Annotated in this window: 9 protein-coding genes, 2 pseudogenes and 1 riboswitch; of the genes and pseudogenes, 3 read left to right on the top strand and 8 right to left on the bottom strand. The window is 69.9% G+C overall.

The genetic code is table 11. From position 1 onward, the window contains the following. A pseudogene (locus tag ACWGI8_RS29975) lies at positions 1–106 on the bottom strand (CPBP family intramembrane glutamate endopeptidase); the annotation flags it as partial. A gap of 169 nt (positions 107–275) precedes the next feature. Further along, positions 276–1,778 (bottom strand): glutamate-cysteine ligase family protein, encoded by a 1,503-nt coding sequence (locus ACWGI8_RS29970; protein ID WP_453665613.1) that lies wholly within the window; start codon positions 1,776–1,778, stop codon positions 276–278. Positions 1,779–2,257: 479 nt separating this feature from the next. Between ACWGI8_RS29970 and ACWGI8_RS29965 the strand changes: the two genes are divergently transcribed. Together ACWGI8_RS29965 and ACWGI8_RS29960 are read left to right on the top strand one after the other, a co-directional pair. Then, positions 2,258–2,848, top strand: coding sequence for a hypothetical protein (locus ACWGI8_RS29965; RefSeq protein ID WP_453665612.1), 591 nt, complete (start codon positions 2,258–2,260; stop codon positions 2,846–2,848). A gap of 296 nt (positions 2,849–3,144) precedes the next feature. Next, positions 3,145–3,342 (top strand): DUF5999 family protein, encoded by a 198-nt coding sequence (locus ACWGI8_RS29960; RefSeq protein WP_453665611.1) that lies wholly within the window; start codon positions 3,145–3,147, stop codon positions 3,340–3,342. A 133-nt stretch (positions 3,343–3,475) separates the two neighbouring features. Here the strand turns inward: ACWGI8_RS29960 and gcvP are convergent, their stop codons facing one another. Next, a complete protein-coding gene (gcvP, locus tag ACWGI8_RS29955) occupies positions 3,476–6,361 on the bottom strand; it encodes an aminomethyl-transferring glycine dehydrogenase (protein WP_453665609.1) in 2,886 nt (961 codons plus the stop codon). Between the two features lie 178 nt (positions 6,362–6,539). Beyond that, positions 6,540–6,637: riboswitch (glycine riboswitch) on the bottom strand. 95 nt (positions 6,638–6,732) lie between these two features. Between gcvP and ACWGI8_RS29950 the strand changes: the two are divergent. Beyond that, positions 6,733–6,900, top strand: a pseudogene (locus ACWGI8_RS29950) (PRC-barrel domain-containing protein); the annotation flags it as partial. Positions 6,901–7,061: 161 nt separating this feature from the next. Here the strand turns inward: ACWGI8_RS29950 and ACWGI8_RS29945 are convergent. The 5 genes from ACWGI8_RS29945 to ACWGI8_RS29925 all read right to left on the bottom strand — a co-directional run. Next, complete coding sequence (locus ACWGI8_RS29945) at positions 7,062–8,597, bottom strand: DNA polymerase IV (RefSeq protein ID WP_453665608.1); 1,536 nt, start codon at positions 8,595–8,597, stop codon at positions 7,062–7,064. 92 nt (positions 8,598–8,689) lie between these two features. Next, positions 8,690–9,238, bottom strand: a complete 549-nt coding sequence (locus tag ACWGI8_RS29940; protein ID WP_453665615.1) for a MerR family transcriptional regulator — start codon at positions 9,236–9,238, stop codon at positions 8,690–8,692. Between the two features lie 230 nt (positions 9,239–9,468). Further along, entirely contained in the window at positions 9,469–9,942 is a 474-nt protein-coding gene (locus ACWGI8_RS29935; RefSeq protein ID WP_026281837.1) for a bifunctional nuclease family protein, read from the bottom strand. Positions 9,943–10,017: 75 nt separating this feature from the next. Further along, positions 10,018–10,755, bottom strand: a complete 738-nt coding sequence (gene ftsR / locus ACWGI8_RS29930) for a transcriptional regulator FtsR (protein ID WP_453665606.1) — start codon at positions 10,753–10,755, stop codon at positions 10,018–10,020. Between the two features lie 15 nt (positions 10,756–10,770). Continuing rightward, the coding region (locus ACWGI8_RS29925) for an FHA domain-containing protein (RefSeq protein ID WP_453665604.1) at positions 10,771–11,030 on the bottom strand (260 nt) is incomplete at its 5' end.

The raw sequence follows: 11,030 nt of genomic DNA, 5'->3' as shown, positions 1-11,030 counted from the left end.
CACCCAGCGAGAGCGCCAGGACGAGCAGGGTCTCCGACCGCAGTGTCCTCCGTGACAAACCTCCCTCGGGGAGCCAACCGGACTCACGTCCCGCCTCCGCCTGCACACCTGCCTCCTGTTGCCTCGTCCCGTCGCCACAGCTTGCCCGACGACGGCGCGGCGGACGAAGGCAGGGGCGCACGAGGACGTCGAGGCGCGGAGGCGTCGAGGCGGGGCGAGTGGCAGGGGCAGGGGCAGGGGCAGGGGCAAGCAGGAACGCGGGCTGCCGTGAGCGGTCAGCCCGCCGGCCAGACCGGCCAGGTGTGCACGGGATCGCCCAGATGCATCAGCTCGGAGTACCGGCGGGTGACGGCCGCCAGCGCGGCTTCCCGGTCCAGTCCGGACTCCAGGGCCCGGTGGAAGGCGTCCGCCTGCCAGGACGCGCCGTTCACCCGGCGCCGGCACCGCCCCTCGATGACCCCGAGGTAGAAATCGCGGTCCGCCGGCTCCACGTTCCACGCGTCCAGTCCGGCCGCGGCGAGCGGCAGCAGTTCGTCCCGTACGAGCTTGACGGCCGGTACGCGTGTCATGCCGCCGGAACGGCCCGGCCGCGGCCACTGGAGCTCGGCGTCGATGCCGTAACGGCACGCCGTGTCGAAATTGGCGGCGGCGACCTCGAACGGCATCCGGGTCCACACCGGCCGCGACTCCTCCGCCAGCGCCCGCACCAGCCCGTAGTAGAGCGCCGCGTTCGCCACCACGTCGGTGACGGTGGGCCCGGCCGGGAGGACCCGGTTCTCGACGCGCAGATGCGGTACGCCGTCGGCGAGTCCGTACACGGGACGGTTCCAGCGGTAGACCGTGCCGTTGTGCAGGACGAGCTCCTGCAGGCGCGGCACGCCGCCGTCGTCGAGCACCCGTAGCGGGTCCTCTTCGTCGCAGATCGGCAGCAGCGCCGGGAAGTACCGCAGGTTCTCCTCGAAGAGCTCGTACGCCGAGCCGACCCAGCACTCGCCGAACCAGGTCCTGGGCCGTACGCCCTGCGCCTGGAGCTCGGGCGGCCGGGTGTCGGTGGCCTGCTGGAACAGCGGCGGCCGGGACTCGCGCCACAGCTCCCTGCCGAACAGGAAGGGTGAGTTCGCGCCGACCGCGATCTGGACGGACGCGATCGCCTGCGCGGCGTTCCACACCTGGGCGAACCGGCCGGGGGTCACCTGGAGGTGCAACTGCACGGACGTACAGGCGGCTTCGGGCGCGATCGACGTCGAGGTGCAGCTCAGCCGCTCCACTCCCTCGATGTCGAGGGTGAAGTCCTCGCCGCGGGCGGCGACGATCTGGTCGTTGAGCAGGACGTAACGGTCGACCTCCGAGAGATTCGCGGAGACCAGGTCATGGCGGGTCAGCGTCGGGAGAATTCCGATCATCACGATCCCGGCGTCGACCTCGGCGGATTTGCGGTGGGCATATCCCAATCCGGTACGGAGCTCCTCCGCGAGCTGATCGAGAACTCGGCCGCCGAGCCGGTGGGGGGCTATGTTGACCTCCAGATTGAACATTCCCAGCTCGGTCTGGAAATCTCGGCTGGCTATCCGGTCGAGCACTTCAGCATTCATCATCCGCGGCAACCCGTCGGCCCCGGCGAGATTCAGCTCGATCTCCAGCCCCATCAGATTCTTGGGCCGATCGAACCTCTTCTCCGCCAGGAGCCTCCCCAGTCCCGCCAGACACTGCTGGAGCTTTCTCCGGTACCTTTGCCGATCGGACAGGTCGAACCCGCCTGCCACGACCTTCTCCCCCATGGAAGCACCCCTCCTCGAGTGGGCGGCCGACGGCGTCGGCCACTTACGTCACGGACGATAATGCCCAGGCCGAGTGATCCATAACGCCCCGCGCGCGACCGCGGACCGCTAGTCTGGTTCGGCATTCACGCGGCACATTCCTTCGGCATGGAGCGGTACGCAGTTACCGCTTCCCGATGCGTGGTCAAAACGCCGACGAGATTCGGCCGACCGCTCGTGGGGTAACACCCCAGGTGACGGCAGCGCGTTCATGGAAAATCATCAGAAACTCCCCGCCAGAAAGGCCGGATGCGCCCTTGAACGCAATAGCGGGGGCGGCTAGCAGAAGCATTGCGTGAACACGTGTCGTATAAACTCCGCGAACGAGGCAGAGAGTCGGCGCCCGGCCATGGAAATTCGGCCCCCTCTGGCCCACGCTGACAGTGCCGTCCGCATCTGCCCTCGCATCACCCTGTCTCTTGAGTGAGAGGCGACCCACCATGCCGCTGCTTGTTCCCCCTGCCCCCGCGCCTGCCCTGCGCAGCGTCCTCGCGGCACTCGGTTCCCCCGCCGCAGTCCGCGAGGCTCGTACTCCCGCCCTCCGTTCCGTCCAAGGAGCGGTGAGTGCCGAACTCCCGCTCCCCGTCCACGTGCTCGACCAGGTCGTCCCGCACGGCAGCCGCAGGCCACGCACCCGGCTGGCCGGCTGGCGGTTCCTCATCCGCAGCGGTGAGCGTGCCATCGCCGCCGCGGACACCATGCTGACCCCGGACGGCTGGGCCTTCTCGCACTTCTTCGAGGGCCCGTACATCGCCTCGACGGAGCGTGCGCTGCAGCAGGCGGAGGCCGTCCCCGGTGCGTATCAGCCACGGCTGCTGTCGGTACCCGAGCTGTACATGCTCACGCTGTGGCTGCACAGGAACACCGAGGCGGACGCGGCGGCGGGCAAGCCGGCGCCGGCCGATCTGCTGGTGCCGCTCGCCCCCGCGCCACCGGGTATCGCAGCCCACCGGGCACACCTGGTCGCGGATCTGCTGCCGGTGCTGACGCTGCGTGTCACCCCCGCGCCACTGCTCGGGTCGCCTGCCTGAGCGACGGGCACACGGTGTCCATGCCCCGTGACCTCAGGTCACGGGGCATGGACATGCCCCGTCCGGACTAGCCCACTCCGGCCACCCCGAACCACCCGAAGAGACGGTGCAGTTGGACTGAACCGTCCGCGCGGGTGATACGTCATTAAGTGTTAAGACGAGGTGCCGCTAAATCCCTGCGGATGTGACGCCCGTGGGGCAACACTGGGACCGGACCGAACAAGATACGGGGGGCGGCCATGAACACCGCATCGAGCCGCAGGACAGTCTCCACACCGCAGCGAAAGAACCCATCCATGTGCCAGCACCAGCCACCCTGCCCGAAAGCCGAATCCGCCGACCGGGAGGCCGCCCGTCTCGTGGCGCACCACCCGGAGCAGGGCTGGAGTCTGCTGTGCAACGGCGTCCTGCTCTTCGAGGACACCGGTGAGCTGCTCCCGGACGGGCAGATCATCGCCCCGCACCGGCCGCTGCGAGTGGTCACGGCAGCCTAGGGCAGCACCCGGGGCGGACGAGCCGCGCCGGACACAGCACCACACCGGACACCACACCGGACAACTGCACCGGACAACGACGGGCCGGCTCGGAGGCGATCTCCGAACCGGCCCTGACGCATGTCCGGGCGCGTCAGCCGTCGTACTCGTCGAGCGGCGGGCAGGAGCAGACCAGGTTACGGTCGCCGAACGCCCCGTCGATCCGGCGCACCGGCGGCCAGTACTTCTCCGCGGCCTGGACGCCGGCCGGGAAGACCGCCTCCTGGCGGGTGTAGGCGTGCTCCCACTCCCCGCCGAGCGCGGCCGCGGTGTGCGGCGCGTTGCGCAGCGGGTTGTCCTCCGCGGGCCACTCGCCCGCGGCGACCTTCTCGATCTCCGCGCGGATCGCGATCATCGCGTCGCAGAACCGGTCGATCTCGGTGAGGTCCTCGCTCTCGGTGGGCTCGATCATGAGCGTGCCGGCCACCGGGAACGACATCGTCGGCGCGTGGAAGCCGTAGTCGATCAGTCGCTTGGCGATGTCGTCGACGCTGACTCCGGTCGCCTTCGACAGCGGCCGCAGATCCACGATGCACTCGTGTGCGACGAGCCCGGCCGGACCGGTGTAGAGCACGGGGTAGTGCGGCTCCAGGCGCTTGGCGATGTAGTTCGCCGCGAGCACGGCGACCTGGGTGGCGCGCTTGAGGCCCTCGCCGCCCATCAGCCGGACGTACGCCCAGGAGATCGGCAGGATGCCGGCGGAGCCCCACGGGGCGGCGGAGATCGGTCCGACGCCCGTCTCGGGACCGGCGGTCGGCTGGAGCGGGTGGTTCGGGAGGTACGGGGCGAGGTGCTCGCGGACGCCGACCGGGCCGACGCCGGGGCCACCGCCGCCGTGCGGGATGCAGAAGGTCTTGTGCAGGTTGAGGTGCGAGACGTCGCCGCCGAACTTGCCCGGCTTGGCAAGGCCCACCAGCGCGTTGAGGTTGGCGCCGTCGACGTACACCTGGCCACCGGCCTCATGGACCTGGGCGCAGATGTCGGCGACGTGCTCCTCGAACACCCCGTGCGTCGAAGGGTACGTGATCATGAGCACGGACAGCTCGTCACGGTACTGCTCGATCTTGGCGCGCAGGTCCGCCACGTCGATCTCGCCGTCGTCGGCGGTCTTGACCACCACGACCTTCATTCCGGCCATCACCGCGCTGGCCGCGTTGGTGCCGTGCGCGGAGGACGGGATGAGGCAGACGGTGCGCTGGTCGTCGCCGTTGGCACGGTGGTACGCGCGCACCGCCAGCAGGCCGGCGAGCTCGCCCTGCGAGCCGGCGTTCGGCTGGATGGAGACCTTGTCGTAGCCGGTGACCTCGGAGAGACGTTCCTCCAGCTCACGGATGAGGGTGAGATAGCCCTGGGCCTGCTCGACCGGGGCGAAGGGGTGGATCTGGCCGAACTCCGGCCAGGTGACCGGCTCCATCTCGGTGGTCGCGTTCAGCTTCATGGTGCAGGAGCCGAGCGGGATCATGCCGCGGTCGAGCGCGTAGTCACGGTCGGCGAGCTTGCGCAGGTAGCGCAGCATCGCGGTCTCGGAGCGGTGCGCGTGGAAGACCGGGTGGGTGAGGACGTCATCGGTCCGCAGCAGGGCGGCCGGGAGGGTGTCGTCGACCGTCGCGTCGAGCGCCTCGATGTCGCCCTCGACGCCGAAGGCGGACCAGACGGCGGTGAGCTGGGCGCGGCCCGTGGTCTCGTCACAGGCGAGGGAGACCTGGTCGGCGTCCACGAGGTGCAGGTTGACCCCGTTCTCACGGGCGGCGGCGACGATGTCGGCGGCCTTGCCCGGGACCCGGGCGGTCAGCGTGTCGAAGTACGCGCCGTGCACGATCTCGACACCGCCGGCGCGCAGCCCCTCGGCGAGGATCGCGGCGTAGCGGTGGGTGCGGCGGGATATCGCCTTCAGGCCCTCGGGGCCGTGGTAGACGGCGTACATTCCGGCCATGACCGCGAGCAGCACCTGCGCGGTGCAGATGTTGCTGGTGGCCTTCTCGCGGCGGATGTGCTGCTCACGCGTCTGCAGCGCCAGGCGGTAGGCCTTGTTGCCGTCGGCGTCGACGGAGACGCCGACGAGGCGACCGGGCAGGCTGCGGGCGTGCTTGGCCTGGACCGCCATGTAACCGGCGTGCGGGCCGCCGAAGCCCATGGGGACGCCGAAGCGCTGGGTGGTGCCGACGGCGATGTCCGCGCCCAGCTCGCCGGGCGAGGTGAGCAGGGTCAGCGCCAGCAGGTCGGCAGCCACGGTGACGATCGCGCCGAGCTCATGGGCCTGCTCGATGACCGGCTTGATGTCGCGGACGGCGCCGGAAGCACCCGGGTACTGGAGCAGCACGCCGAAGACGCCACGCTCGGCGATCTGGGCCGGGATGCCCTCGCTGAGGTCGGCGACGACGACCTCGACACCGGTCGGCTCGGCGCGGGTCTCGATCACGGCGACGGTCTGCGGCAGGGTGTCGGCGTCGATCAGGAAGACGCCGTCCTTGACCTTGCCGACGCGGCGGGACAGCGCCATGGCCTCGGCGGCCGCAGTGCCCTCGTCGAGCAGCGAGGCCCCGGAGGTCGGCAGACCGGTCAGGTCCGCGACCATCGTCTGGAAGTTGAGCAGCGCCTCCAGCCGGCCCTGCGAGATCTCCGGCTGGTACGGCGTGTACGCCGTGTACCAGGCCGGGTTCTCCATGACGTTCCGCAGGATGACCGGCGGGGTGAACGTGCCGTAGTAGCCGAGGCCGATCATCGGCGCGAGCACCTCGTTGCGGTCCGCGAGGGAGCGCAGCTCGGCCAGGACCTCGGCCTCGGTACGGGCGTCGGGCAGGCCTAGCGCCTCGGCGCTCTTGATCACGTCCGGCACGGCGGCGCCGGTCAGCTCGTCCAGCGAGCCGTAGCCGACCTGCGCGAGCATCTTCGCCTGGGCTTCGGCGTCGGGGCCGATGTGGCGCTGCTCGAAGGGGGTGCCTCGCTCCAGCTGGGAGAGCGGAATGCGGTTGGCGGTCATTGCGGAGGCCTCCTGGTCATTGCGACCTGCGAGGGGCACCACGGCGCGGGTGCCCGGACGGCCTCCCCCTCTGTCATCTCAACCTGAGAGCTTCACCGGACCGCCCCGAGGGCAGCCCGGCTTTCACCGTCGGTGAGAGCGGATGCCGTCAAACGCCCGCCCTGCTTTCCAGAGTGACCTCGTCCGTGCGGTACAGGGGCCTGAGAGATTCCGGGGAGGATTTGCTCCTTCGGCGTCTCCGGCACTTTCACCGGAGCACTCTCCCGCACGGGGTCAACAGCCGCCTGCCAGCCTACCAGCGAGGTCTTGGCCTCAACCCTCGAGTGGCCGACGCCTCAGTTGTGCACTTTCGTAGTGTTCAGTGAACCGTTGTGTTCAGTGAACCGTTGCGACCTGTAGGAGGGACCGTGCAGACCGATATCGATCCGCGCAGCCTGATCGGCCGCAAGGCGTTCGACCGCAACGGCGCCAAGATCGGGACCGTGGACGAGGTGTATCTCGACGACGCGACGGGGGTCCCGGAGTGGGCGGCGGTACGCACGGGCCTGTTCAGCCGGGACGCGTTCGTGCCCCTGGAGCCCAGCGAACTCGCGGGCGACGGTTTGCACATCCCCTTCGAGCGGGCGCTGATCAAGGACGCCCCCGACTTCGGTGTCGGCCGGCACCTCTCCCCCGAGCAGGAGCTGCAGCTGTACCACCACTACGGACTCGACCTTCCCGCTCCGCCGGAGAAGCCGGCAGCCTCCCCCACACCCTCGCCGCCGCCCGCCTCCGACGACACCACTACGGACCCCCCGGGCACCGGCCCCGCATCCGGCCCGGGTTCCATATCCGACCGGGACTTCGGCCGGCTGGCGGGCCACGACGACGACTGATCCGGCGGCTGCCGCACCAGCGGCAGCGGCTCCGACGGCTCCAGCGCCGGATCGTCCACCGAGAAGGTCCGCACCCGCCCCGGGACGACCGACCAGGGCTCCTCGAAGCGGACGGTGACCCGACCGAGCCCACTGCCCTGAACCCATCCCGCTCCGTACTCGGCGTGCCGCACATCATGGCCCGCGGCCCAGCGCCGCTCGGCCGGAGGCAGCTCCTCCTGCGGCGGCTCCTCGCCTCCAGGACGGTGCTCAGAAGCCCCGGTTCCCTCCTCGTCCGCGTGCTCGCCGGCTGCGGCCTGCGCGAACAGATCCTCCTGGGTGTAGTCGGCCAGGCCGCTGACTCCGACGCCCAGCAGCCGGACGCCGCCCGTGGTGTCCACCGCCTCCAGCAGCCGGGCCGCTGCTTCCCGCACCACCGCCGGGTCATCCGTCGGCCCCCGCAGCGTCTCCGACCGCGTCAGCGTCGAGAAGTCGAACCGCCGTACCTTCAGCACGATCGTGCGCCCCGAATGCCCGGAGCCGCGCAGTCGCTTCACACACCGGTCGGCAAGCCGCTCCACCTCGATCCTGATCCGCACCCGGTCATGCAGATCCACATCGAAGGTGTCCTCCACGGACACCGATTTGGCATCCCGCTCGGCGACCACGGGACGGTCGTCGAAGCCCATCGCCATCCGGTACAGCGCCGTCCCGTGCGCCCTCCCCAGCAGCCGTACGAGCTCGTCCTCACCCGCCTCCGCCAGCTCGGCGACCGTGGTCATGCCCGCCCGCCGCAGATGCTCCCCCGTCGCCGGCCCCACTCCGGGCAGCATCCGGACCGACATCGGCCCGAGCAGTTCCCGCTCGGTGCCCGGCTCGATGAGGACGAGTCCGTCCGGCTTGGCCTGCTCGGAGGCGATCTTCGCGAGCATCTTCGAACCCGCCAGCCCCACCGAGCCGGTCAGACCCGTGCCCCCGAGAATGTCCCTGCGCAGCCGCTCACCGGCTTCCCGCGCCGATCGCGAGTCATGGGCCGCCCCACCCGCCTCCAGGTCGACAAAGGCCTCATCCAGGCTCAGCGGCTCCACCAGCGGCGACAGACGGCCGAGCAGCTCCATCACCTGGTCGCTCACCGACCGGTAGAGCGAGAACCGCGGCACCAGATACGCGGCGTTCGGACACAGCCGCCGGGCCTGCGCCATCGGCATCGCCGAATGCACCCCGAACCGTCTCGCCTCGTACGACGCGGTGGCCACCACGCCACGCGGCCCCAGCCCGCCGACGATCACCGGTTTTCCGCGCAGACTGGGCTTCGCCGCCTGCTCGGCAGCGGCGAAGAACGCATCCATGTCCAGATGCAGAATGGTCGGCGCGGGTCTCACAGCTCTGATGCTGCCCTATGCCACTGACAATCGGCCGTACAGGCGTACGAGCCGCGCCATGAGCCTCTGCGGGGCGCCGGGCCCCGCACGGTTCAGCCCGCCCGCTCGCGGCGGCGTCTGGCCAGCTCGTCGCTCGGATCGTGGCCGATCAGCGTCTCACCGGTGTCGATGCGCTCGCCGTGCAGCTGCGACAGCGCCGCCTCGACGTCCCGCCACACCACGCCGACGGCGATCCCGAAGACGCCCTGGCCGCCCTGGAGCAGGTCCACGACCTCGTCGGGCGAGGAGCATTCGTACACGGTCGCGCCGTCGCTCATGAGCGTCATCCGCTCCAGATCCGCGAAGCCGCGGGCCCGCAGGTGCTGCACCGCGGCCCGGATGTTCTGCAGCGCGACGCCCGTGTCCAGGAAACGCTTCACGATCTTCAGGACGACGACGTCCCGGAAGCTGTAGAGCCGCTGGGTGCCCGATCCGTACGCCGGCCGCACGCTCGGCTCCACCAGGCCGGTCCGTGCCCAGTAGTCGAGCTGCCGGTAGGTGATCCCCGCCGCCGCGCACGCGGTCGGCCCCCGGTAGCCGATGGTCTCTGTCGTCGGGTCGGCCGTCGCACTGCCGTGAACCTGATACGCCCCGCCCTCCATCGGAGTGTGTCCGAGGGAACCTGCCGCCGTACCGTCGCCGCTGCTTCTCACGCCGACCTCCGTCCTTGACCTGCCATCTCGACGGTAGGCAGTCGCTCGGGGTGCGTCAACGATCGCCACACTCGGCACGCCGAGTGATAATCACCCTGAGAGTGGTTTTCCGTGCCCCGGTCCGGGGAACGGCTTTCCGAATGCGCCCGCGCAAGCCGGTGCGAGCCGACGGTGCAAGGTCACTGGCTGCTGGAGCCGAAGTCCTCGGGCGAGATCTGGTCGAGGAACTCGCGGAACTTCTCCACCTCGTCCTCCTGCTCGTCCGGGATCGCGATGCCCGCGTCGTCCAGTACCCCGTCACTGCCGTAGATGGGTGTACCGGTGCGCAGCGCGAGTGCTATGGCGTCGGACGGCCGGGCGCTCACCTCGACCCCGCTGGCGAAGACCAGCTCCGCGTAGAACACGCCCTCACGCAGGTCCGTGATCCGGACCTCGGTGAGTTCCTGCCCGACGGCCTCCAGCACGTCCTTGAAGAGGTCGTGGGTCAGCGGCCTGGCGGGGGCCATGCCCTGCTGCGCGAAGGCAATCGCGGTCGCCTCCCCGGGGCCGATCCAGATGGGGAGGTACCGGTCGCCTCCCACTTCACGCAGGAGCACGATCGGCTGGTTGGAGGGCATTTCCACCCGGACACCCACAACGTCGAGCTCGTTCACACAGCAACCCTAGGACGTGCCCGGCAGGTTTGGGTAGTCGGGCCGCCCCAAGATCAGGACAAGCTCAGTGCAACCTCAGTGCAGGCGGACACCCAGTGCCGTCTGCATCAGGGCCGTGTGGAGCCGCACGGACAGCGCCGCCAGCTCCTTCGTGGTCGCCTCGGCATGGGCCCTGGTCTGCGGATTGCGGTGCCGGCGCAGTGGGGCGACCACTTGTTCGACCAGACCGGCCTCGCGGTCCGCGGCAGCCTTCATGGCACGCAGGTGCCTGGGTTCCAGACCGAATCTCCCCAGATCCGCGATCAGTTTGGCGACCGTCACGGATTCGGCGTCGTAACCGCCGTCCGCCGCCGGAGTGATGAGTCCGTACGACTCCCACTCGTCGAGCTCCGCCTCGGTCACCTCCGCGGCGGCGAGCAGCTCGGCCCGGCCCACCCGCGCGGCCGTGGGGCGGTCCGGCTCCGGGTCCCCGGCCGGGGGCAGGTCCCGGCCCGCGCCCTGGGGTGTCAGCGGGACCTGCTCACCACGGCCCAGGGCATCGAGATGCTCCCGGATGACCTTCAGGGGAAGATAGTGATCCCGCTGCATGCGCAGCACCTGCGCCAGGCGCTCGACGTCCTCCGGGCTGAACTTTCGATAGCCGGAAGGGGTGCGCCGCGGCTCGACCAGTCCCTCGGCCTCCAGGAAACGGATCTTGGAGATCGTGACCTCGGGAAACTCGTCACGCAGCTGGTTCAGCACCGACCCGATGCTGACCAGCCTGTCACCACCGGCGGTGCCGTGACCGGCACCGCCCGTCGGAGTTCGCAGCATGGATTTCCCTGAGGGTCACACGCCCCGCTGGCTCGAGTAGAAGACCAGCCTGTACTTACCGATCTGAACCTCGTCACCGTTCGCGAGGACGACCGAGTCGATCGGCTCCCGGTTGACGTAGGTGCCGTTGAGACTGCCGACATCCGTGACGGTGAAGCTGCCGTCGGCGGCCCTGCGGAACTCCACATGACGCCGGGACACGGTGAAGTCGTCGAGGAAGATGTCGCTCTGCGGATGGCGGCCGGCCGTGGTCAGCTCACCGTCCAGGAGGAAGC

This window comes from Streptomyces sp. NPDC054841 (assembly GCF_053611045.1).
The sequence above is the reverse complement of the archived record's forward strand: the minus strand, read 5'-3'. Positions and strand labels throughout refer to the sequence as shown.

What these genes read in the sequence shown, in the direction of transcription:
- ACWGI8_RS29940 (WP_453665615.1), bottom strand. Translation starts at nt 9,238, where the DNA reads ATGGAGGGCGGGGCGTATCAGGTTCACGGCAGTGCGACGGCCGACCCG.
- ACWGI8_RS29965 (WP_453665612.1), top strand. Translation starts at nt 2,258, where the DNA reads ATGCCGCTGCTTGTTCCCCCTGCCCCCGCGCCTGCCCTGCGCAGCGTC.
- ACWGI8_RS29970 (WP_453665613.1), bottom strand. Translation starts at nt 1,778, where the DNA reads ATGGGGGAGAAGGTCGTGGCAGGCGGGTTCGACCTGTCCGATCGGCAA.
- gcvP (WP_453665609.1), bottom strand. Translation starts at nt 6,361, where the DNA reads ATGACCGCCAACCGCATTCCGCTCTCCCAGCTGGAGCGAGGCACCCCC.
- ftsR (WP_453665606.1), bottom strand. Translation starts at nt 10,755, where the DNA reads ATGCTGCGAACTCCGACGGGCGGTGCCGGTCACGGCACCGCCGGTGGT.
- ACWGI8_RS29960 (WP_453665611.1), top strand. Translation starts at nt 3,145, where the DNA reads ATGTGCCAGCACCAGCCACCCTGCCCGAAAGCCGAATCCGCCGACCGG.